This is a genomic window from Hymenobacter wooponensis (assembly GCF_004745865.1).
Taxonomy (GTDB): Bacteria; Bacteroidota; Bacteroidia; order Cytophagales; family Hymenobacteraceae; genus Hymenobacter; species Hymenobacter wooponensis.
Genome location: NZ_SRKZ01000007.1, coordinates 1 through 23,199, shown reverse-complemented (window position 1 = coordinate 23,199; position 23,199 = coordinate 1). Strand labels below are relative to the sequence as shown.

Below are 23,199 nucleotides of genomic sequence, written 5' to 3'. Positions count from 1 at the left end.
CGCTAGTTAAAGCAGGCCGCCCTCTTTCTATGTATTTGATCCATATAGTTTGTCTATTCCCTGATTAGGATATTTCCTGTATACTGGCCTCATATTTGCGTTGAGGGTTGGACGAAAGCAGGCCGACCTGATTTCAACGTTTGCGTAATTCCCTCTAACTCCGTGTATATGATTAAAGCTCTTCTCACTGCTGCTGGCCTTACCGTAGCTGGTCTGGCCTTGGGCACCACATCGGCTCAGGCCCAAATTAACATCAATATTGGTACGCCAGCGCCCCGCTACGTGGTAGTAGAAAAGGCGCACCCCGTAAAAGCCCGGCACCCCAAGTACAAGAAAGGCGGCGTGCTGCTCGTGCCTGCTGGCCCGGTCTACTACGCTCCGAGTGGCAACAACGGCCGTGGCCATGGCAGAGGCAAAGGGCGCCACTAAACAGCGGCTATATCAAGCAAAAAGGCTTCCACCATCCGTGGAAGCCTTTTTGTGCGTCGGCCCAAAGCCAGCAGGCAGCTGGCCGCAAAAAGGGAGACTGTAGGTACTGGTTAACGAATACCCTCAGCCAGGCCCTTGCTGCCTGCTAGCCTTACGCCTAGTGGCCTACAGCAAAGTACTTACGCGTGCCGACGTACGTCGTAGGGCACGTGTAGGCCTAGCAGGGCCTCTGCAATATGGGCGTCGGTGGCTTCACCGGCTACCGTGAGCTCGGCCACTAGGCCCCGCTGTCGGTCGTCGCGGACGGTTAGGGCGTGGAGGGTAAGGTTCTCGACGGTAGCCAGCTGGCGGGTGTACACGCGCGTGATTTCCTGCTTCACGAGCGTGGGCTTCAGAATTTTGCCAATGGCCGTGAGGGGCAGCTCGGCGGCAGTGTATACCTGCTTAGGCCAGGCCGCCCGCTCCGGAATGCGCGCTTCCGCGAAGGCGCGCAGCTCCGCCTCCGATACCTGCTGGCCGGGCACCAGGGTCACGTAGGCCACTGGCAGCTCGCCGGCGTGGGCATCGGGGCTACCGATGGCCGCCGCCAGGGCCACGGCCGGGTGAGCTGAGAGGGCATCCTCAATCAGCTTGGGGTCAATATTATGCCCACCCCGGATGATGAGCTCCTTCTTGCGGCCCGTGATGTAGAAACCACCTTGGGCATCTTGCCGGCCCAGGTCGCCGGTGTTGTAGAAGGGGCCCTGGCCGTCGCCGGTATCCACCCAAATGCCATTGTTGTGCTCGGGCTGGAGGTAGCCCCCGAAGATGTTGCTGCCTCGCACCACCAGCACCCCGCTTTCCTCGGTGTCGGCGTCGCGCAGGTACTGGCCGGTTTGCTCGTCCAGCACCACTACGCGCACTTCCTGGTACGGCAGGCGCAGCCCAATGCTGCCCGGCATGGGCGCACCCGCCACCGGCCCCACAATGCTAATGCAGCTGCCCTCCGTGAAGCCGTAGCCTTCTACCAGCCGCAACTTGGTGCGCTGCTCAAACGCGCGCAGCAGTTCTACCGGCAGCGGGGCGGCCCCGCAAATGGCGTAGCGCAGGGAGCTTAAATCATGGCCCGCAACGGGCAGGTCTAGCAGGCGGCTGAAGATGGTGGGCACCCCGCTAAACAGGGAGATGCGGTAGTGGGCCACCAGCTGCCAGAAGTTGTCGAGGATGCCCGGCCCGCGGTAGCCGGCGGGGCTCCCCAACACCACCGTGTGGCCTAGCAGCCACGGCACGCTGCCCGTTACCACCACCCCATTTACGTGGAACAGCGGTAGGCCACAGAAGAACACCAGCCGCTCGGGCTCGGCCTCGCCGCCCAGCAGCTGCGCCGCGGAAAAGCTGACGCTGGTAAGGTTGTAGTGGGTGAGCGGGGCAATTTTGGGCGTGCCCGTGGTGCCGCCGGTGTGGAAATAGCAGGCCGTATCCTCAGTGGCAATGCGGCGGCCCGACACCAGCCGGTCGGTGGGTTGGCTCTTGCTGGCCTGGGCAAAGTCTACCACCCGGATGCCCGGCAGCGCGGGCCGGGGCTGGGCCAGGCGTAAGGCCCCCACCACCAGGCGCTGGGCCAGCGGCAGGTAGGGCAGCAGATCCACGGTGATGACCGTTTGGAGGGTGGGCACCAGGGCGGCTACGGCCTCCACCTTCTGCCAGATATCAGTTTTGGGGAAGGCCCGGAGCGTGACCAGCACCTTGGTACCAGCCGCGTTGAGGATGTCGGCAATTTGGGCCGGCTCCAGCAGCGGGTTGATGGGGTTCACGATGCCCGCCGCCTGCCCACCCCAGAGGGTGAAGTGGGTTTCGGGCAAATTGGGCAGCAGGTACGATACCACGTCGGTAGCGGCCACCCCCAGCTCGTGGAGCAGGTTGGCGGTCTGGTAGCAGCGCTGCACCAGCTGGGCGTAGGTGAAATCAACCGACTCGGTGGGCCGCTCCCCGCTGAACACGAAGCGCAACGCCAGGGCCTGTGGGTTGCGGGCGGCGCCGCGTTCCAGCAGCTCCAGGGTGTGGGCGGGCACCGGCTGCGCCGACAGCGGCGTTTGTTCCAGCGTGAGAATATCGGCAAGGTTGCGGTAACCAGGCATACAAGAGGGGAGAGGCGGCCACTATCGGCCGCGTGTGAGAGCAAAGTTTCACTAAAGGTAAGCAGCCCCGAAGCGCAACTATGCCCACACCCCTGAAGCTGCTCGAAGAAAGAGGCCACCTCCCTTCGGCCGGTTACAATCCTAGTGCCCTCAGGTAGCACATGAAATGACAAGAGGGGCCTAGGTACTCAACGTAAGCGCAGCCCGAGCTTACTGTATTAAACATTGTGAATACTTTGGAGTTGGTTGATTATGAAAGCTATAGCTACAATCGCCGGCCTGTTTCTACAGGTAGCTGCCTATGGTCAGCAAAGCGCCAGCATCAGTTTCAAAAATGATTATGCCGACGTCTACCATCTGTCTCTGATCATTTACACTCCCGACGGGCAAAACCAGACGAGAGTGAGCAATCTTAACCCAGGCGATACCAAGGCCTACTCTCTGCCAGTAGGCAGTGAGATTTATGTAGCCGACAATAAGCAGGAAGCCTTCGCCATGAAGGGCAATGACATTAAGGCCACCGGGTTAAAACCACGGTTTGTGTTGGCCGCTGATGAGCGCATCAGCTTGACCTCCCTTGCCCTCAACACGGGCGGTGCCAAGAAGAAAGACTGATGCTAGCTTGAAAGCAAAGCCCTAGGCCAGTGGCAAACGCCAAGTACCATGCATGGCATGAACGGTACTTATGGCGGCAGCAGTGCTGCGCGTTACCCGCTGCAACGTTGGTCTTGCACTAGTAGCTTGAGTCAGGTAGAACACTGTAGCAACCAACGGGTGGGGTAGCATGTGCTAGCCCGTCAGGCCACTGTGCTCCAGCTAGTAGTGGCATCGGCAGAGGCAAAGCGCGCTCTTAAGTAGCAGTTGTGTTCAAGCAAAAAGGCCTACACAACCGGTGCAGGCCTTTTCCTATGACTAATAGTGGCCTAGCAGCCACGTTATTCCACTTGCTTGAGCGGTACGTTGGTAAAGGTGCCCGTAACGGTGATGTCGCACTTGCGCTTGGGGAAGGTGCTGTAGGCCACGGTTGGGTCGCTGGCCCCGGTTAGGGTAGCGGTATAGGTGCCGCTCAGGAGCTGCCGCTTGGCGTCGTAGCTGCTGATGGCGAAGCTACCCGTAACGTACTGCATACTGCTGGGGTAGATAACCGTACCGCCGCCCCGGCTTTCGGGCAGGTCGTAGTAGTAGTTTACATCCGCATCCAGGGTCCGGTTGCCGATGGTTCTGAGCGTATAGCTTCCGGTGAGAGTAGCAGGCAGTTTGGTACGGTCCAGCGCGAAGTTGATGCCCTCGGTAGTGGTGGCGGGCTGTACGCCTACGGATAGGCTCTGAGCGCTCTGGGTTACGTAGGCCTCTAACTGCTTCGCCTGAAACGTGGTATCCCGGTGCTGGCCGTTGTCCTGGTATATAATGGAGCGGCTATAGGTAACTGCGGGCTCAGGCAGTGGCTCGGGCGTCTGTTCCCGGTCATCTTTATCACAGCCAGCGGTAAAGGCCAGCGTCAGGCCCAGCAATAGCGAGAGAGTAGCGTTGAATTTCATAAGGAATAGAGAAGTGTGAAAACTCTATATATAAAACTGTGCCAACTAGGGAAGCTTAGAGTTGCTGGAACAGGACTCTATCAGCTCTCCGGAAACATTCTGTAATAGTCTTCGGCATTTCTCCAGTAGTGATTCCAGTTGAATACTATGCCCTGGAAGTGCTCGATTTTGCTATCCATCAGCTTTATGGTGCCTGTTGTAGTGGCGTTATATTGAATAGTGCATATCAAATTTGGCTTGATTCCATTGCTTCTTAATGCTCTACCTCTCTTGTTATCTTCATACACTGAAATGCATATGTATTTAATTGGTAATTGTAAATGCTTATTAGCCATAGTTAGCTCTTTGCTCTTTCTGCGGGTGTGAGCTAAAAGGTTAGGTAGAGATTCCTTTATCAAATTTATGATGCATTTTTTATCACGCTCTACACCACTATAAACATATCGAGCATCTTTTATCAAGATGTAGTCATTATATGAGTTCACGTACTGATGTATGTCTTTGTATAAGAATGAATCAACAAACTCTTCATTATCTAATTTCTTAGCTTTGTTGACATTGTAAACAAATGCATTAGAGTCCATGCTTGCTGGCATATTTTCCACAAAGCCATGAAAGAACCATTCAAGGCTGTCAGTGACAGCAGGGATAAAGTCGTCGCTACTAATCGCACCCTCGATACTGTTGAGAGCCTTAGTGTCAAACTTCACATACCCGGGGTATCCGTTATGAGTGATATGCAAGTAAATTTCATCAAATCTCCCAGATGATAAATGAGATGCGTGTACAGCAGTTTTTATAGCTTCATCGCGCAACTCGACTTGAGATGAACAGAAGGAATTGACATTAATAGCTAGTTGCTTTTTTTCTAAAACCTGCTGATTAATGACACTCAGTACCTCCCAAGTTGGCAATGTATTGTTCAACTTTATTTCCTGGAAAAGCATTTGACGAGGCATATTCACTTTTCGAAACCTTAGTTCTTTATGCCAAAATGTTAAGTAGGCCAACGTAAAGCCGTTTACGATATCTAAGAGCGAATCAAACTTCCTGATGAACTGATAATAATATAGAGTTGATTTATTGTTCTTTTTATCGATATAATCAGCTTTAGACTCCCAATAGATTATTTTTCCATGACCTATCCCATTCCTGACTGTGTGTTCATAAACTGGTAACAGGTAATTGAATCTGGTCTTGCCCAGTTTGCCAATGCATGTATATAGGTCTAAATTTTCTGTCTGTTTGTTTTCGTTTACCAACTGTATATAAGTCGCAAGCTGAATATAGATTAGCAATACACCATCAAGTAATTGCAGATAATTATAATTTATATACTCGTCTATAAAGGTAGCGTCGGTATCTTTTACTTGGTATTCATGTATTGGCTTGTCATTGATAGTTTCAAGCAGTTTATATGAAATATTAATTGCCTCTTCTTTATCAGCGAGAAAGTTTAGAAGCTCTGTTTCATTCTTCTGTAAGCTTTCAGCCAGAAAATCGAAGTAGGTGTTGTACGCTTCTTGGAAGTAGGTGTTGTACGCTTCTTGGTTGTAATATTTTTCGGGAGAAGAAGTTAAAAATATTTGTAGAAGGTTTTTCATGTTCTGCGAAAAGACTGATTAGAATTACAACAAGCACAAAAAAGGGGCGAAGTCTTACTTCGCCCCTTTTCAATTATTGTCTAGTGCTTCTCTTACGATCCGCAGGCCTCGCAGGCGTCTGGGTTATCCAGGGAGCAGGCCATGTCGGAGGCGTTCTGGGCCGATACGTTCAGCGGCTCCAGGGTCTCGGCGGCTTGCTTCTGCACCGTGAACTTGATGGCATCCACGGCGGCTTTGGTGCGCAGGTAGTACATGCCGGTTTTCAGGCCTTTCTTCCAGCTGTGGAAGTGCATGCTGGTGAGCTTGCCGAAGTTCACGTTCAGCACGTGCAAGTTCAGGCTCTGGCTCTGGCAGATGTACGCGCCACGGTCGGCCGACATGTCAATGATGCGGCGCTGCGAAATCTCCCACACCGTCTTGTACAGGTCCTTAATGTTCTGCGGAATGTTCGGGATGTCCTGCACCGAGCCGTTGGCGGCAATGATGGCATTCTTCATCTGGTCGTTCCACAGGCCTAGCTTCACCAGGTCCTTGAGCAGGTGCTTGTTCACCACCATGAACTCCCCGCTCAGCACGCGGCGCACATAGATGTTGGAGGTGTACGGCTCAAACGACTCGTTATTCCCCAGGATCTGGGCCGTAGAGGCCGTGGGCATGGGGGCTACCAGCAGCGAGTTGCGTACGCCGTGCGCCATTACCTGGGTGCGCAGCGTTTCCCAATCCCAGCGGCCGGAGCTAGGCGTTACGCCCCACATATCGAACTGGAACTGGCCCTTGCTCAGGGGCGAGCCGGGGAAGGTCTCGTAGTGGCCGTCCTTGATGGCGAGATCCTTGGAGGCCGTCATGGCCGCGAAGTAGATGGTCTCGAAGATGTCCTTGTTCAGGCCGCTGGCTTCGTCGCTCTCGAAGGGCATGCGCAGGGCAATGAACGTATCGGCGAGGCCCTGCACGCCCAGCCCGATGGGGCGGTGGCGGCGGTTGCTACGCTCAGCTTCTACCACGGGGTAGTAGTTGATGTCGATGACCTTGTTGAGGTTCATCGTGGCGTGGTAAGTTACCTCGTAGAGCTTCTGGTGGTCGAAGATCAGGTTACCGGCTTCGTCGGGTCGCACGTAGCGGGGCAGGGCCAACGAGGCCAGGTTGCACACGGCTACCTCGTCCTTGTCGGTGTACTCCATAATCTCGGTGCAGAGGTTGGAGCTCTTGATGGTACCGAGGTTCTTCTGGTTGCTCTTGTTGTTGGCGGCGTCCTTGAACAGCATGTAGGGCGTGCCGGTCTCGGTCTGGCTTTCCAGAATGGCAAACCACAGGTCTTGGGCCTTAATGGTTTTACGGCCGCGGCCTTCGCGCTCATACTTCTGATAGAGCTTCTCAAACTCCTCACCGTAGCACTCGTCTAGGCCAGGGCACTCGTTGGGGCACATCAGCGTCCAGTCGCCGTTGGCTTCCACGCGCTTCATGAACAGGTCGGGCGTCCAGAGGGCGTAGAACAAGTCACGGGCGCGCATCTCCTCCTTACCGTGGTTCTTCTTCAGGTCCAGGAAATCGAAGATGTCGGCGTGCCAGGGCTCCAGGTACACCGCGAAAGCGCCCTTGCGCTTGCCGCCGCCCTGGTCTACGTAGCGAGCCGTGTCGTTGAACACCTTCAGCATGGGCGTGAGGCCGTTGGAGGTGCCGTTGGTGCCTTTGATGTAAGAGCCCGTGGCGCGCACGTTGTGCACAGCCAGGCCAATACCGCCGGCAGACTGCGAAATCAGGGCGCAGTTCTTCAGCGTGTCGTAAATGCCCTCAATGGAGTCGTCCTTCATCGTGAGCAGGAAGCACGAGCTGAGCTGGGGCTTGGGCGTACCGGCGTTGAACAGCGTGGGCGTAGCGTGGGTAAACCACCGCTCGCTCATGAGGTTGTAGGTCTCAATGGCGGCGGCAATGTCCTCCTTGTGAATGCCCACTGCCACGCGCATAATCATGTGCTGGGGCCGCTCTACTACCTTGCCATCGAGGCGCAGCAGGTAGGAGCGCTCCAGCGTCTTGAAGCCGAAGTAGTCGTAGTTGTAGTCGCGGTCATAGATAATGGCCGAGTCGAGGGTAGCGGCGTTGGCATGCACAATTTCCCACACGTCCTGCGCAATTAGCGAGGCGTTTTCGCCGGTCTTGGGGTCCTCGTAGGTGTGCAGCCGCTTCATAGTGCTGCTAAACGACTTGCTGGTCACCTTGTGCAGGTTGCTCACGGCAATGCGCGCCGCCAGAATAGCGTAGTCGGGGTGCTTGGTGGTGAGCGAAGCCGCGGTTTCAGCCGCCAGGTTGTCCAGCTCAACGGTGGTTACGCCGTCATAAATACCGTCGATAACCTTCTTAGCCACCTCAATCGGGGAGATGAAGTTCTGGTTCAGCCCGTAGCAGAGCTTCTCGATGCGGGCCGTTACTTTATCGAATTTAACGGACTCGCGGCGGCCGTCGCGTTTGATTACCAACATAGGCGTAGCAGTTGATGGAGGGGGTGAAGTATAGGTGTAGCCGGTGCAGGCCGGCCAAACAGTTCAGGCAGATAATCGGGCGGTAACCGGGCCATTAAGGCAGGTCAACGGTTCCGAATATATCCGCTCTGGAATCTCAGGACAAACCTATTCTTTAGAAGTTTTCCACATACTGTTAAAACGCTAGTGCTTAGGCCCTTTTTTGTGATTCAGGCATGCATATATAGCAAGCTAAAACGATTAGAAATAAGGTTGCTGATTTCCGGCAGAAGTGGTATTGTCGGTGTGAAATGCTGCTAGCCACGTAGCCCCCCCACAAAACACGTCATCCTGAGCAGCGCGAAGGAGCTTGTCGCGATACAACGACTGGCCTAGCGCCTCGTGCTGACGTGACAGGATCCTTCACTACACTCAGGATGACGTGCTTATTGGTTCGTTCTAGTACGCTTACCCCGTTGAGAGGAATTCCCACGCAGGATTTTGCGTGACTATCAACGCTTCTTTCTTCATTCGAGTCCAGCCTTTCAACTCCTTCTCGCGAGCAATAGCAGCTGCGTTACTAGGGTATTCCTCGAAGTAGAGAAGATGATAGCAGAAATAACGCCCCGCGAAGGTTTGAGCATTACCTCGGTTAGCATAGTGCTGTCCCAGCCGCGTAGTCAGATTATTCGTGACCCCAATGTATAGGACGTTGCGGGCAGGATTGGTAGTGATGTAAGTGTAGTAAAGCATAAGTGATGAGGTATAAGGGACCTAACTACTAATAACGGCACGTCTTGTATAAAGCACGTCATCCTGAGCGAAGCGAAGGATCTTCTCACGCATGAACGACTGGCTTATCGCCTCGTGCTGACGTGAGAAGATCCTTCGCTTCGCTCAGGATGACGTGCGGATTTGATCGTTCTGCAAACCCGAAAAAAGAATATCCTACTTCCCCGGCCCCTTATACTCCAGCCCGAAGCGCTTGGCGTAGCTGGCCAAGGGCTCCATGCCGATGGCGGCGCGGCGCTCATCTACGTGGGCTTCGTCTTCGATTTCGTGAAACATCATCTTGCCGTTGGCGTCGCCCTTGAGCTGGCTGCCGTAAATCTGGGGCTTGCCCTGCCACATCAGCATCCGGTCTTGTAGCAAAGCAAAACCCGACTTCGATAAGTCGCCACGTTCTGCCGCCTGCTTAGCCATGGGGAAGTACTTCTCCATAGTGGGCAGGTTAGAATGCTGGATAACCAAGAACACCGTTTGGGTCCCCGTATTTCCCACTTCCGACTTCCTAGGCCACCCGTGCGTGTCCAGTAGCTTGGTAACACGCTGCAAATTGCGGGCATCGGTGGCTTCAATCTCCTTCCAGAGCGCAGTCAGCTCCGCTGAATGGGGGCCGTACTGCTTCTGCACCGCGTCGATTTTTATGCGTCCGCCTTGGTCCGATGCGTAGATAGAATCCAGCTGTTGCTTCAGGGGCTTGTTGTAGTTGGCTTCTATCTTGGCCACAGCGGCTTCCAGCTTGGCGAGCATGGGCTGCCAGCGCTTGTCGGCGTGCAGGGTGGTCAGGTCGGTATCCTGCTTCACGTGGGCCACGTTTTCCCAGCCGGCCGCGGTAGCTTTATCGAGGTACTGAAAGGCTTTGGTAGCGTCGCCGGCCAGGGCCCAACTGCAGGCCGCGTTGTAGAGGTCGGTGCTGGAGGGCTGGGCTTTGGCCTGCTTAAACGCCTGGTCGTAGAGCTCCCCCGAGCTCTTGTAACTCTTCGCCGCATACGCATCGGCAGCCTGTTGATTGAGCTTCCGGAATTCGGCTTGAGCAAATACTAGGCTGCTGCTCAGTAAGAGGGCAGCCAAAAGGGTTGTGGCCTTTTTCATAGGGTAAGGGTAGTATAAGTCGTTGAAATAAATGACAGGTTGTCAAAACTTTAGCTAACTCATGTTGCGGCTCAGAGCTAGAGAGCTAGTCTAGTTCCCCTCCTCAGATGATTCCGCGCATCAAGCGGCGTGGGGTTAGGGGTGGTTGATCGGAGCGTTGTTTATATACAACGTCATGTCGAGCTTGTCGAGACATCTCGCCTGCTTCTCTGGATTGTAGTTATAACATCAGCACGCGAGATGTCTCGACAAGCTCGACATGACGTTGTATTTAAATCATTCTGGCCTAGAACGACTCCCCAGCTTGGAGGACTTAGCTGCTGCGGGTCATTGTAACAAATAATGCGATTTTGCTATGAACGCGGAAAGGGGCGCCAATCGTATGATTAGCGCCCCCTTGGTATACGTTGCATAGAGGAGTGGCCTAGGCCACCCTTGCCTTACAATCAGTCGATTAAAAGTCCTCGTCGAGGGAGAAGGCGTTGGACGTCCGCTCACTCATGACGCCGGCCTTCTGGTACTCGCCCACGCGTTTCTCGAAGAAGTTAGTTTTACCCTGCAGCGAAATCATTTCCATGAAGTCGAAAGGGTTGGTCGAGCCGTAAATCTTGCTGTAGCCCAGAGCATCCAGCAGACGGTCAGCCACAAACTCAATGTACTGCGACATCAGCTGGGCGTTCATGCCAATCAGGTTTACGGGCAGCGCGTCGGTCACGAACTCCTGCTCAATCTGCACCGCGTCGCGGATGATTTCGTGCACGCGGCTTTCAGGTAACTTGTTCTGCAGGTGGTCTTTGTAGAGCAAGCAGGCGAAGTCGCAGTGCAGTCCTTCGTCGCGGGAAATGAGCTCGTTGGAGAAGGTCAGGCCGGGCATCAGGCCGCGCTTCTTCAGCCAGAAGATGGAGCAGAACGAGCCCGAGAAGAAGATGCCTTCCACGGCCGCAAACGCAATCAGGCGTTCCGTGAAGTTCTCTGAGTTGATCCACTTAATGGCCCACTCTCCCTTCTTGGATACAGCGGGTACTGTTTCCAGCGCGTTGAAGAGGTAGTCTTTCTGCTTGGGGTCTTTGATGTAAGTATCAATCAGCAGGGAGTAGGTCTCCGAGTGAATGTTTTCCATCATCACCTGGAAGCCGTAGAAGCAGCGGGCCTCGGCCATCTGCACTTCCTGCATGAAGTTCACGGCCAAGTTTTCGTTCACAATGCCATCGGAGGCCGCGAAGAAAGCCAACACGTGCGAGATGAAGTGACGCTCGCCGTCATTGAGGTTTTCCCAGTCCTTCTGGTCCTGAGAGAGGTCAATTTCCTCAGCCGTCCAGAAAGAGGCCTCGGCCTTCTTGTACATCTGCCACACATCATTGTGCTGGATTGGGAAGAGGACGAAGCGGTTGGGGTTCTCGGTGAGCAGAGGTTCCATGGCAGCAGGATAGAATGTGAGTAGTGGTAGCAAAACCCGCCAAGCGTGGGGGCGGGCTTCTAACTCTGGCCACGCCGGGTTTGTTCAAAGGCATCGCCAGAAAGGCGGGCGGGTCAGGAAGCCAAAGATAACCCCCACTTTCGGGAAGGTCGGCTCGACAGTAGCGTTTTTTCTGTGTTAATTTTTGTGTATGCCGCTAGGCCACTGCCTATTGTGGGTAGGCGGCCGGAGTGCCACCAGATCATGGAATAAGTCCAGCTTTATAAAAGTTATCCACATTTTGTGTGTGGACAATGTTGGTTATCCACAAAACTGCTATTCGCGTGTACGCTGGCGCGTTCCTGCATATAGGCCTACTGGAGCTCAGGAAGGCAGGGGCGATGATGTTTAATGAGTTAGGGTTTGGATTTGTAAAATCATCCTTCTACTTTTGCCTTCCATTTTTCAGAAACCGCGAAGACGCCGATGTACGCAATTGTCAACATAGCCGGGAAGCAGACCAAGGTCGAAGCCAATAAATTTGTATACGCCCACAAGCTGGCTGGCAACGTCGGCGACAGCGTAGAGCTGGGCAAAGCCCTCCTCACCGATGATAACGGAACCGTTACCATTGGAGCTCCGCTGCTGGACGTAACTGTAACCGGAACCATTCTGGCCCACGTAAAGGGTGATAAGGTTCTGGTGTTCAAGAAGAAGCGCCGTAAGGGCTACAAGAAGCTGAACGGCCACCGTCAGCAGTTCACCAAAGTAATGATCAACACTATTGGGTAATTGAGTTGCCTGTTTTGTGTTGCCAGTGGCCAGTTCAGTAGAATTCGGCTTTGATCCTGGCAGCCGGCAACCAACTACTCTCAACTCAACAATACCATGGCACACAAGAAAGGCGTAGGTAGCTCCAACAACGGTCGTGAATCGCATTCCAAGCGTCTCGGCGTGAAAATTTTCGGTGGTCAGGGCATCATCGCTGGCAACATCATCGTTCGTCAGCGTGGCACTAAGCACCACCCCGGTCAGAACGTGGGTATCGGCAAAGACCACACCCTGTTCGCTATGATCGACGGCACGGTGCAGTTCCGCAAGGGCCGCAAAGACCGTTCGTTCGTATCGGTAGTTCCCGCTGAAGTTGACGCCGCTGAGGTTTCTACTTCCGCTACTGCCTCTGCTGAAGCTCACGGCAACGCGTAACTCTCGGTAACTCCAGAGTTAGACTTATAGAAAAGGGACTGCTCGTAAGGGCAGTCCCTTTTTGCATTCGGGTTGGGTTTGCAAAGCCCTCGGATAGCAAAGTACAACACCCGCACGTCATCCTGAGCTGGCAAAGGATCTTATCAGGTAAGAACGATTGGCCTAGTACCTCGTGCTGACGTGAAGATCCTTCGCTCCGCTCAGGATGACGTGCTTTATGGCAGGCTCACTATGGAAGGAGTAGAACATCTAGCTAAATAAGCAATGAGAGGCCTAGTGATTTAAGTCAAAGCGTACAAAACCGGCTTGCTGGGGCTGGCGTCTAGTTCTAGGCTCGTGACTTGCAGATTAAGCAGGTATAGGCCATCCTCAACCTCATCGGGCACGAAGATGAGCTCCGTAATGGTGGCGGCGTGGCGCGTGGCGTGGGGGTACTGCCAGAAGCCGTGATGGGCTAGTAGCTCCCCGCCGTCCTCCTCGCGGTCTACGCTGGGCAGGTCCAACAGCAAGTGCTCAATGTGCTGCTCGGCTAGGTACTGGCCTAGGGCAGGCTCCAGGTAGGTAGGGTTGGTGCCGGAATACTGCCGGGTGCGCTTGGCTTTGTGGTTGGGCAGGGTGCGGAGGATGATGGCCTCCGGGCGAATGGCCGCATCGGGGCCGCCTTCCAGCTCCCGCCGCACGTCGTCCAGCATTACTACTTGGTCGCCGTTGGGCTGGGGGCGGGGCTGCACCGATACCAGCCGCGCCACGAACAGGAACCGGCGCAGGCAGCGGTTGAGCGTGGCCTGAGGCTCGGCAGAAATATGGCCGTAGCATTCGGTGTGGGTGCCGTTGCCGTGGGGCGTCACGTGTACGCGCTTGTAGTTGGTGCTCCCGCCTTCTGCTACGCTGCCCACAAAGCTGCCTACCCGAATCACGTCAAACTGCACCGGCTCGGCCCAGAAGCAGTTCACCTGGTTCTCGCCCGGCGCTAAAGACAGGGATATATCCAGCGGAGCATTGGGGTTGAAGGAGAACGTGCGGCCTTGGTATGGGTAAGTAGCGAACATGCGGGAGAGGGAATGAGGTAGCAAAAACGCTCACAAAGAACGAAAAGCAGATGGAGAGCTTACTTATGCGCTAATAGTCTAGGCCAGCCATCCAATACCAAAGCCCGTTAGCCTGACGAAGGAAGGATCTTAGCACGAATGAATTAGTGGCCTAGCGCCACGTGCTACTATAGTAAGATCCTTTGCCAGCTCAGGATGACGTGCCTATGGGTTGCCATGCAACGTCAGCCCACGAGATTCCTCAGGCCCTGGCTTGATGCGCCACATGCTCGGAATGACGAGCTAGGTAAAAGTGGTGATAAGCTCTTATGATTGCGATGAGGTAGCGTTCGTAAGCTATACCGTGTGCGCCTGCTCAGCCGCCAGCTTATTCAGGATTTCGGCAATTTCTGGGGCGTGGCTGATTACCATGAAATGGCCGCCGCCCCGGATAAGGTACTCGACGGGCGTGGGACCGGGCGGGAATACCCGGTCGTGGGTGCCCAGAATCTGGATGCTGGAGCCAGCGTTGGTGCTATCCCAGTGCATGAGGCGGTTAATAGCCCACTTGGTATACACGGGCTCCATGTCGCGCAGAATCTCTTTGAACAGCGGGTACTCCTTATTCTTCACCCCAAAGTACCACTGCCCAGCCCTTGGGAACAGCTTCAGCATCTGGGGCGGCACTAAGTGGTACACGCCCGTAGCCCGAATCAGGCGCAGCAGCGGGGGCAGGCAGCTGGAGTCGGGGATACTGGAGATGAGTACCGTGCGCAGCTCCGGCCGCATCCGCGTGATTTCCAACGCCACCATCCCCCCAAACGACACCCCTACCAGTAACCCCAACTGGCCTAGCGGAATCTTCGCAGCCATACGGGCTGCGTAGTGCGGCAACGTCTCATCCGGCTCGGGCGTGAGCCAGTGCACAACCTGGTTCTCGTACTGCAAGAGGGGCTGCAGATTCCGGAAAACCCGCTCGTCGGCCCCTAGCCCAGGAATGAGGTAGATCATCGGTGAATGAGTGGGAGGAGTGACTGAGTGAAGAGGTGGTGATGGTGGCCTAGCCGATACACGTAGAAAGGCTGACCCACTCATTCATTTCCTTCACGCATTCACTGCTTAGGGTTCGATGCGCAGGAATACTCCTTCCAGGTAAAAGATGTTGTGGGGCTGGTCGGATTCGTATTCTTCGGGGTCTTCGGTTTCGGCGTTTAGGCTGATGTCGAAGGTTTCGTCTTCCTCCTCGCCATCTTCTCCCTCATCCTCATCACCAAAGGGGCCATCGGCAGGGTAGGTGCAGGAGAGCTTGAGGGCCACATTGGGAAGAGGTACCGGCTGGCTTTCCTCACTGCTGTACTCCAACAGGCAGGGCCACTCCGTAACGGTGGCCAGGGCATCGGCCACGTCCTCCTGCACAGCCTCGGCGCGGGGGCCCGCCAACCGAATCAGCAGATCAAGCTGCTGGAAAGGGAGGCCTAGGTGAAAAAAGTGGAGCTCCTGGTCAAAAAAGGTAGTAGCCCAGATAGTTACGTCGTCGGATGTGTCAAAAACAATAGCCGTAATCTGCACCTGCTCGATGAAGAAATCGGTGTCGTCGGCAAGGGCATCAATAAGTCTTCTCATACCAGCACTAAAGTTGCAGCATACGCTCGAATCCAGCCCGCTCAGAAGCCTAGCGTAGCCATCACCAGCACTTGGCGGCGGCTACTCAAGCCCGAAATGGGAAAGGGAAATTAGGACTTTTGGCGCGGCAACTAGGCTTTATTCCGGCAAAAATGCACCGCCCAGGCCTAAGTAGCTGAGTAGCCGCATGCTATTTACACAGAAGACTTCCTGCTGTGGGCTACTGCTTAGCTACTTCTCGTCCTGAAAAAGCTCCAGCGTAATCTGGTCGGCCAGTAGCTTGCCTTGGTCAGTGAGCACAAGCACGTGTTCGGGGCTGAGCGTGGCCCAGCCGGCACGTTGCAACTCCTGCAGGTAAGCCGCACGCGGGCCTAGCAAGTCTACACCGAGCGTGTCGCGCAGGTGGCCTAGGTCGCAGCCCTGGGCGGTGCGCAAGCTGGTCATCAGGTACTCATTGGCCCGGTCAGTAGGGGAGAGCTGCTCCACGGTGGCGGGCACCTCGGCGTGGTCGAGCACGGCCTGCACGTACTGCGGGTTGTTGGCCACGGTATACTGGCGGCTGTGTCCGTTGAAGGAGTGGGCGCTCGGGCCAAGGCCTAGGTAGGGCACCCCACGCCAGTAAGCCGAGTTGTGGCGCGACTCGCGGCCAGGCAGGCAGAAGTTGCTGATTTCGTACTGCTGGTAGCCGTGACGGCTCATTTGCTGGAGCAGCCGTTCAAACTGATGAGCCACAAATTCCTCAGGCGCCGCCAGGAACTTGCCCTTCTTCAGCTGTCGCCCAAATACCGTGTCGGGCTCAATGGTAAGGGCGTAGCAGGACATATGCGGCACGCCCAGCCCAAAGGCAATTTCCATGTCCCGCTCCCAGATGCCGTGCCCCTCGGCCGGCACCCCATAAATCAGGTCCACGGAAATGTTCTCGAAGCCCGCATCCTGGGCCAGCTCCACGCAGGCCCGCGACTCCTCAGCGGAGTGGGCCCGGTTCATCATGCGCAAATGCGGCTCGTGGAAAGTTTGCAGGCCGATGCTCAGGCGGTTAACCGACGAGGCCGCCAGCTCTCGCAGCTTCAGGGCCGTGAGGTCGTCGGGGTTGGCTTCCAGGGTTATTTCAGCGTCAGGAGCCACCGCAAAGTTCTGGTGAATGGCCTCGAAAATCGTGTCAAGCTCGGCGGCAGTCAGCAACGAAGGCGTGCCGCCCCCGAAGTAAATAGTATTGAGATGCGGAGCAGGGCCAAGGTAGTCGCGGCGCAGCTCCATCTCCCGCACCAGCGCTTCCACAAAGCGGCTCTTCAGCGCCATGGAGGTGCTGAAGTGGAAGTCGCAGTAGTGGCAGGCTTGTTTGCAGAAGGGGATATGAAGGTAGAGGCCGGACATGAGGAAGCAGCAAAAGAGTGGCCTAGCGGTGCGGTAGACTCTGTACTAACAGGGCAAGGCCGAACATGGGGTGCCGGGAGAAACACCCCAGCAGATGGGAAAGAAAGCCAACCGTACTCTGGCGTACTTTCGGGAAATTAAAAGCGCTTTTTTGCGTTTCAGTTCCCAAATGTACGCCCACCTTCTCTTTCTTAGTCTGCTAAGCTGGTGCCTCCTGAGTGGCCTAGGGGCAGTGCGCGCGCAAACGGTTACGAATACGCTGACGCAACCCGCTCTGCAAACGCCCCCGGCCCCGGCTAGGCCAGTCCAGCGGCCCGACTCAGCCGCAGCGCGGCGGGTGCTGCCCGCCCGTAGGCCAGTAGCGCTGGCGCTGCAGGTAGAAGCCGCCGATCAGCCCCTGGTGCGGCGCTACCGTTACCGCAAAGTATTACCCGACTCGGCCACTGCCGTGCGTGAACTGCGTGATTTGCTGCTGGCTCTGCAAGCCGATGCCTACCTCACGGCCTCGGCCGATGAAATGCGCTGGGGCCACGACTCCCTGCGGGTGCGCTTGTACGTGGGCGAGAAATTCCAGTGGGCTCAGCTGCGCAACGGCAACCTGGGCGACGGGCTGATGACGCGGGCCGGCTACCGCGAGAAGCTGTTTCGGGGTCAACCCTTCCAGCCGAAAGAGTGGGCCCAACTGCAGGAGAACATCCTGCACGAGGCCGAAAACCAAGGCTTCCCTTTCGCCACCGTTACCCTCGACTCCTTGAAGCTATTGGGCTCCGAGGTGGCGGGCCGCATTGTACTGCAGCGGGGCCAGGCCGTGGTCTTCGATTCCATTCAGATTGTGGGCAAAACCAAAACGCGAGTGGGCTTCCTGACGCGCTACCTGCAGATTTTTCCGGGCCAGCCCTATAGTCAACAGAAAATTCAGGAGGCAGCGCGTCGGCTCCGCCAGCTTCCGTACTTGCAGCTTAAAGCCGAGCCCGAGGTGCGGTTTGCCTTGGGGAAGGCGCGGGTATACTTGCTGCTGGAAGACCGGGCGGCCAGCCAGTTTGATGCCATCGTAGGCGTGCTGCCCAATGCCAACCCCAGTGTAGGCCAGAAGAAGGTGCAGATCACCGGCGACGTTACCCTGAATCTGCGCAACATTAAGGGCGGCGGCAAGGGCATTGGCATCCAGTGGCGCAAGCTTGATGCTACCTCCCAGCTACTTGATGCGCAGTACGTGCACCCTAGCTTTTTCGGGACGCCCCTGGAAGTAGGAGGTACCTTCAACCTGCTGAAGCAGAACGACCAGTTCCTGACGGTGCGGCCGCGCCTGCAGGTCACGTACCCCACGGCGCACGCGGGGCGGGTGTCTTTCTTCACGGAGCGCCGCAGCTCTCGCCTGTTGGCTGATTCCGCCGCCCTGTCTGTCTTCACCACCAGCCTCCCCGAGAACATCGACTCTGAGTTCAACTCCTACGGCGTCGATTACGTCTGGAATACCCTCGACGACCCTTACCTGCCGCGGCGTGGGATGCTGGCCAGCGGCCAGGGCGCCGTCGGGACCAAGCGCATCAACCGCAACCCCGATCTACTAGAGCAGCTGTATCAGACGGTGCCGCTGCGCTCCACCCAAATCAGCCTGGGCGGGCGCGTAGAGCGGTACTTCCGGTTTGGCCGCAACGGAGTGCTCTTCACGCGGGTGCGGGGCGAAGCCCTGCTCAACCAGCGGTTGTTTCTAAACGACCTGTTCCGGCTGGGTGGCCTAGCTACCCTACGCGGCTTCAATGAGCTGAACTACTACGCCAGCCAGTACGCCATCGGTACGGCCGAGTTCCGGCAGTTTACCAGCGCCGATTCGTACGTGTTTGTCTTCGCCGACCAAGCCTGGCTGCGGCGCGACATCACCACCGAAACCACCCAGGATACGCCAACTGGCCTAGGAGCCGGCCTGAGCTTCCGGACAGCTGCCGGCCAGTTCCAGTTCGTGTATGCCCTCGGCCGCGACCAGCAGCAGAAGTTTTCCCTGGGATCCGGCAAGATCCACTTCGGCATCACCAACCGGTTTTAACACGTGCTGACGTTGGAGTGCAATATGTTGCGTCTCGTCGTTGAACGGTAACGCGTGAACGACAGGCCTAGAATAATAGCCGTTGCGCGACGCGTGGTAAACAACAGCAGCAAGCGCCGAGACGCAACATTGCGTCGCTACATCTCAACGTCAGCACAATAGAGTGCCTCACACAAAAAAGCCCTGACACCAACCAAGGTGTCAGGGCTTTTTAAATAGTATGCTGGATTGCTTATTGAGCTGCCAGCGCTTTCTTCAACTCGCCAGCCGCCAGATCTTCAGCCTGCATGGCCTCCGGGATGATGGCGCCCATGCCGAAGAACTCGTGGGTCACGTTGTCATAGAGCTGATACTTCACCGGGATGCCGGCTGCTTGCAGCTTATCAGCATAGGTTTTGCCTTCGCTCATCAGCGGGTCGATACCGGCGCCAATAACGGTGGCGGGAGCCAAGCCTTTCAGATTAGGCGCGGTTACCAGCGAAATGAGTGGGTTTTTGCCATCGGCGGGCGTACGCAGATACTTGTCGAAGAACCAGGCCATGAAGGGCTTGCTCAGCGGCTTGGCGCTGGCGTACTTCCGGTAAGAAGGCGTGTTCAGGTCGTAACCAGCAATGGGGTACACCAGCAGTTGGTGCTTAGGTTGCATAGCTCCTTTGTCGCGGGCCATCATGCAAACGGCGGCGGCCAAATTACCACCAGCGCTTTCTCCGGCTACGGCTACCCGCTTGGGGTCACCTTTAATGGAGGCGGCATTTTTCAGCACCCACTGGTAAGCCGTAAACGCATCGTTGTGAGCGGTGGGGAACTTATGCTCGGGTGCCTGCCGGTAGGCCACCGATACGAAGATGGCTCCGCTTTTCTCCGCTAGCGCCCGCACCGAAGAATCATAGGTATTGAGGTTGGCAATTACCCAGCCGCCTCCGTGGTAATACACCACTACGGGCAGCGGGCCGGTAGCACCCTGGGGGGTATAAATGCGAGCTTTCAGGCCCGGCGCCATCACTTTGCTCATGGTATCAAGCTTGGATGGGGGCGCTTGCACATGAAAGTCAGACATAACGGCCATGGCCGCATCAGCCGCCGAAGGAGCCTTGCGGACTTCAGCTACGGGGAGTTTCTCGGGTGGGGTAGGGCCTTGCAGCTTCTCTAGCTTTTCTACCACAGTTTGCATTTGGGGGCCGATGTTGGGGGCCCATGCTGGGGCTGGGCCTGCTGGCTTAATAGCATCAGGCGTATTAGTGGCAGTAGAAGAAGCCGATGTATCAGCGGTAGTGGTAGCATCGGCACTAGAGGTGCTGGCTGCTGCTCCCGATTCGGAGTTTTGAGGGGAGTTGCACGCTGTTAGCGAAAGGCCTAATGCCAGCGCTGGAACTGCCCACCGCAAAGATGGTAGAACAGCAGACTGAGAATGAGGGGAGTTCATAGGATTTTGGTGTGGTAAATTTGTGTAATAAGCTGATGCATTCTACGCGGGAGCTGTTGTTGAGATAAGAGAAGGCCATAATCCTGTACTCAACGGTTATCCAGAATTTGTGTCAATAATTTTTTGCTCTGATAATCAGATAGAAAGGCTCTGGTGTTAAGTATTTGTAACCAAAGGGTGTGCTTTTCCGAAAAACCCTACTACATTTGCATCACCAAACAGTGCGGGGTGGAGCAGTTGGTAGCTCGTTGGGCTCATAACCCAAAGGTCACTGGTTCGAGTCCAGTCCCCGCTACCTAAACGACCCGGTTGCCATTACGGCAGCCGGGTCGTTTCTTTTTACGCCCCTGCGCCCGGGAGCAGCAGATGTCACCTGCATGGCAAGAGCAGGGCTACGCCAGTAGCAACAGGGGGCTGCTGACTGGCGTACGTGCTTTAACTAACTTCTTTTGGTGCTCAGGTACTGGCCTAGAGGCAGAAGTATACCGAGAAAGTAGAACCTTCTCCGAGTTTACTCTGCACCTGAATCTGGCCCCCGGTGTTTTCCACCATCTTCTTCACCATATACAGGCCTACCCCCGAACCCTCCACGTGGGTGTGGTAGCGCTGGAACATCTGGAACATGTGCTGAGTGCGCGTCAGATCCAGCCCTAGGCCATTGTCTTGTACTTCTAGCACCAGGTAAGGGCCTTCGGTGCGGCAATGAAGGTGCACTTCCGGTATGCGGTCGGGGTGGTGATACTTGAGGGCGTTGCTGAGCAGGTTGTATACAACGGAGCGCAGGTTTTTCTCAGAGAAGGCAATGGATGGGCAGTTCCGTGTGTCGAGAGTAAGCTGCGCGCCAGTTTCCTGAATGAGGGGCATCAAATCCAGGCGAACATCCTGTACCACCTTGGCCAGGCTTACTTGGGTAGCCGGTTGCGCGTGCTCTTTCTGCAGCTTCGATACATCCGTCAGATGCTCAATGGTCCGCTTGAACCGGTCTACGGCCCCTTGCATGAGTTCAAGCACATAGCCCACATCGCCTTCCCGTTTATTGGTGGGAAGCTCATTTAGCAGAACTTGCAGCAGCCCCTCAATATTAGTAATGGGCGCCTTTAAGTCGTGCGAGGCGGTGTAAATGAAGTTGTCGAGGTCTACGTTGGTACGGGTCAGTTGCTCATTGGTGCTGCTAAGCTCCTCGTTACTGGTTTGCAGCTCCTCATTCATGGACAACAATTGCTCGTTGAGGCGCTGCACTTGCTGGCGGGCTTCTACTTGCTCCGTAATGTCATTCACCAATGTGTAAAAGCCGGCCACTTGCCCTTTCTGCACATCCGGGACGTAGCTGGTCCGGATGTACTTGGTGAAGTTTTCCCGGTAAGGCATCTGGGCCTCAAAGTCAAGCCGTTCGCCAGCCAATGCACGCTCAATGTAGTGCTGCACCTGCCGGTAGGCCTCTTCGCCCACAATATCCTTTACCGTCCGGCCCAATAAGTCGGCCGGGCGCTGGTTAAACCACGTTTCATAGGCCTGGTTGGCAAACTGGTAGCGTTGCTCGTTATCAAGATAGCCTATGAGTACTGGCAGGGCATCCGTTAGGATGCGCAGGCGGCGGGCACTTTCTTCGCTTTGCTGCTGGGCTTTCACCTGTTCCGTCACCTCAAAGGCAAAAACCAGCACCCCATCAATATCGCCGCGGCTATCGTAGCGGGCCTGCTGGACGTAGTTGAAGTACCGGTCTTCTAAGGGGCCGCCTTCGTACTCGGCCACCGGTATCAGAATAGCCGTTTCTTGGTGAGTGGCCCCCGTGTCATACACTAGGCGCAGAGTGTTCCAGGCGCGGTGACCCTTGAGTTCGGGCAGCGCTTCTAGTAAAGAATGGCCCTGTATACGCCGCCCTGGGAATAGGCTCTGGAAGTTGGGGTTGATTAACTCGAAAACCAGGTTTGGGCCATCGAGGCTGCAGAGCGCGGCCGGGGCCTGCATAAAAAACCGGTACAAGCGCATCCGCTGGCGCTCAGTTTCTATTTGAGCAAGCTGCACCTCCTGGGTGCGCTCCTCCACGCGGGCCTCCAACTCCTGGTTGAGGCTGCGAAGGGCTAGTTCCGTGTGGGCTAGGGCCTCATTATTAGCTCGTATTTCCTCAAAGGAAGCGTGCAGCTCTTCGTTTGCGGCGGCTAGCTCCTCATTTAGCTGATTGGTTTGGTGCTCCTGCTCCTCCAGTCTGCGGCGCCGTTCTACCTGCTCACTAACATCATAGGCAAAAATCAGCACGCCGGTTATAGCATCCGAGGCGTCGCGGGTGGCTTGGTAGATGAAATTGAAGTACCGTTCCTCCAGTCGCCCGGTGTTGGTATGATCTACGTAGGCCAGTACCTCATTGCCAAAATGCGTTTTCCCCGTACGATACACCTCATCGAGCCAGCGTAGAAACGGTTGGCCCTTCATTTCTGGTAGCGCTTTGGTGAATGGCTTACCTACCAAAGGTCGGCCGCTAAACAGCTGGCTATAGGGCGGGTTTACGAAGGAGAAGACATGATCAGGACCGGTGAGGTTGGCCATGCATGCCGGCGCCTGCATAAATAGCAGTTGCAGTTGCTGGCGCTGCACCTCGGCCTCAGCCCGGGCCGCTTGCTCGCGGGCTTGGGTTTCGCGCAGAGCTATTCTCATGGCCATCCGCGGATGGTCAGCGGCCTCTACAAAACTGACAACCAAGCCTTCCCCCACGCGGCGAGCCGAGGCCCGGAAGTAGGTTTCCTGTCCGTTGGTTTGAAACGTAAGATCAAATGAGAGGGGCTCATTGGTTATAAACGCCTCACGGTGGAAAGTGAAGGCACCGTTTGCCTGGCTTTGTGGCAGTAGCTGGAGCAGCGTGAGTGCTGGCTCGTCGGTGGCTAGGCCTAGCATGCGCTTCGCTGCCGCGTTGAGGTGCACAAACGTAAAGTCTACGATAACCTCAGGGTTGGTGCTATCATACACTCAGGGCGTACGCATCAAATTTAGAGGACTGCCATCCGGCAGTTTTCGCGGACGCAGGTTAAAAGCTGGCTCATATAGTCATCATTCCACCCTGCGTTTCGTCGTCGGGTGCGCAGACTGCCGGGTTG

General features: G+C 55.9%; 18 protein-coding genes and 1 tRNA gene. 6 read left to right on the top strand and 13 right to left on the bottom strand.

From position 1 onward, the window contains the following. Positions 1–168: 168 nt before the first annotated feature. Positions 169–429 (top strand): hypothetical protein, encoded by a 261-nt coding sequence (locus EU557_RS21200; RefSeq protein ID WP_135532489.1) that lies wholly within the window; start codon positions 169–171, stop codon positions 427–429. Positions 430–608: 179 nt separating this feature from the next. Here the strand turns inward: EU557_RS21200 and EU557_RS21195 are convergent, their stop codons facing one another. Then, positions 609–2,546 carry an acyl-CoA synthetase gene (locus EU557_RS21195; protein ID WP_135532488.1) on the bottom strand — a complete coding sequence of 646 codons (1,938 nt, stop codon included), beginning with the start codon at positions 2,544–2,546 and terminating at the stop codon, positions 609–611. A gap of 252 nt (positions 2,547–2,798) precedes the next feature. Here EU557_RS21195 and EU557_RS21190 point away from each other — a divergent pair, with 252 nt between their 5' ends. Next, positions 2,799–3,161, top strand: a complete 363-nt coding sequence (locus EU557_RS21190; RefSeq protein WP_135532487.1) for a hypothetical protein — start codon at positions 2,799–2,801, stop codon at positions 3,159–3,161. 320 nt (positions 3,162–3,481) lie between these two features. On the opposite strand, the gene EU557_RS21185 is transcribed toward EU557_RS21190, so the two are convergent. The 6 genes from EU557_RS21185 to EU557_RS21160 all read right to left on the bottom strand — a co-directional run bounded on the left by EU557_RS21185 (position 3,482) and on the right by EU557_RS21160 (position 11,433). Beyond that, entirely contained in the window at positions 3,482–4,084 is a 603-nt protein-coding gene (locus EU557_RS21185; protein WP_135532486.1) for a hypothetical protein, read from the bottom strand. Positions 4,085–4,164: 80 nt separating this feature from the next. Then, positions 4,165–5,688: a hypothetical protein gene (locus EU557_RS21180; RefSeq protein ID WP_135532485.1), complete on the bottom strand. Its 1,524-nt coding sequence runs from the start codon at positions 5,686–5,688 to the stop codon at positions 4,165–4,167. Positions 5,689–5,780: 92 nt separating this feature from the next. Continuing rightward, entirely contained in the window at positions 5,781–8,162 is a 2,382-nt protein-coding gene (locus tag EU557_RS21175) for a ribonucleoside-diphosphate reductase subunit alpha (protein WP_135532484.1), read from the bottom strand. A gap of 447 nt (positions 8,163–8,609) precedes the next feature. Further along, complete coding sequence (locus EU557_RS21170; RefSeq protein ID WP_135532483.1) at positions 8,610–8,894, bottom strand: GIY-YIG nuclease family protein; 285 nt, start codon at positions 8,892–8,894, stop codon at positions 8,610–8,612. Between the two features lie 195 nt (positions 8,895–9,089). Beyond that, positions 9,090–10,016: a DUF6624 domain-containing protein gene (locus EU557_RS21165; RefSeq protein ID WP_245326346.1), complete on the bottom strand. Its 927-nt coding sequence runs from the start codon at positions 10,014–10,016 to the stop codon at positions 9,090–9,092. A gap of 454 nt (positions 10,017–10,470) precedes the next feature. Beyond that, complete coding sequence (locus EU557_RS21160; protein ID WP_135532482.1) at positions 10,471–11,433, bottom strand: ribonucleoside-diphosphate reductase small subunit; 963 nt, start codon at positions 11,431–11,433, stop codon at positions 10,471–10,473. 465 nt (positions 11,434–11,898) lie between these two features. On the opposite strand from EU557_RS21160, the gene rplU reads away from it, so the two are divergent. Together rplU and rpmA are read left to right on the top strand one after the other, a co-directional pair. Further along, positions 11,899–12,204: a 50S ribosomal protein L21 gene (gene rplU / locus EU557_RS21155; protein WP_135430215.1), complete on the top strand. Its 306-nt coding sequence runs from the start codon at positions 11,899–11,901 to the stop codon at positions 12,202–12,204. A gap of 96 nt (positions 12,205–12,300) precedes the next feature. Beyond that, positions 12,301–12,618, top strand: coding sequence for a 50S ribosomal protein L27 (gene rpmA, locus EU557_RS21150; RefSeq protein WP_135532481.1), 318 nt, complete (start codon positions 12,301–12,303; stop codon positions 12,616–12,618). A gap of 281 nt (positions 12,619–12,899) precedes the next feature. On the opposite strand, the gene EU557_RS21145 is transcribed toward rpmA, so the two are convergent. From EU557_RS21145 to hemW, 4 genes are all read right to left on the bottom strand, one after another. Continuing rightward, the gene (locus tag EU557_RS21145) at positions 12,900–13,667 is read right to left on the bottom strand and encodes a cyclase family protein (RefSeq protein ID WP_135532480.1); all 768 of its coding nucleotides are present in this window, start codon (positions 13,665–13,667) and stop codon (positions 12,900–12,902) included. A gap of 336 nt (positions 13,668–14,003) precedes the next feature. After that, positions 14,004–14,657, bottom strand: a complete 654-nt coding sequence (locus EU557_RS21140) for an alpha/beta fold hydrolase (RefSeq protein ID WP_135532479.1) — start codon at positions 14,655–14,657, stop codon at positions 14,004–14,006. Between the two features lie 108 nt (positions 14,658–14,765). Continuing rightward, on the bottom strand, positions 14,766–15,269 hold the full coding sequence (locus EU557_RS21135) for a hypothetical protein (RefSeq protein ID WP_135532478.1): 504 nt from the start codon (positions 15,267–15,269) through the stop codon (positions 14,766–14,768). Positions 15,270–15,500: 231 nt separating this feature from the next. Further along, positions 15,501–16,643, bottom strand: a complete 1,143-nt coding sequence (gene hemW, locus EU557_RS21130; RefSeq protein ID WP_135532477.1) for a radical SAM family heme chaperone HemW — start codon at positions 16,641–16,643, stop codon at positions 15,501–15,503. Positions 16,644–16,812: 169 nt separating this feature from the next. On the opposite strand from hemW, the gene EU557_RS21125 reads away from it, so the two are divergent. Further along, positions 16,813–18,687, top strand: coding sequence for a BamA/TamA family outer membrane protein (locus tag EU557_RS21125; RefSeq protein ID WP_167855302.1), 1,875 nt, complete (start codon positions 16,813–16,815; stop codon positions 18,685–18,687). Positions 18,688–18,919: 232 nt separating this feature from the next. Here EU557_RS21125 and EU557_RS21120 read toward each other — a convergent pair whose 3' ends face one another. Further along, on the bottom strand, positions 18,920–20,110 hold the full coding sequence (locus EU557_RS21120; RefSeq protein ID WP_135532475.1) for an alpha/beta hydrolase: 1,191 nt from the start codon (positions 20,108–20,110) through the stop codon (positions 18,920–18,922). A 222-nt stretch (positions 20,111–20,332) separates the two neighbouring features. Between EU557_RS21120 and EU557_RS21115 the strand changes: the two genes are divergently transcribed. Beyond that, positions 20,333–20,405: transfer RNA gene (locus EU557_RS21115), tRNA-Met, on the top strand. 173 nt (positions 20,406–20,578) lie between these two features. Here EU557_RS21115 and EU557_RS21110 read toward each other — a convergent pair. Continuing rightward, positions 20,579–23,071 (bottom strand): PAS domain-containing protein, encoded by a 2,493-nt coding sequence (locus tag EU557_RS21110; RefSeq protein WP_135532474.1) that lies wholly within the window; start codon positions 23,069–23,071, stop codon positions 20,579–20,581. Positions 23,072–23,199 lie beyond the last annotated feature (128 nt).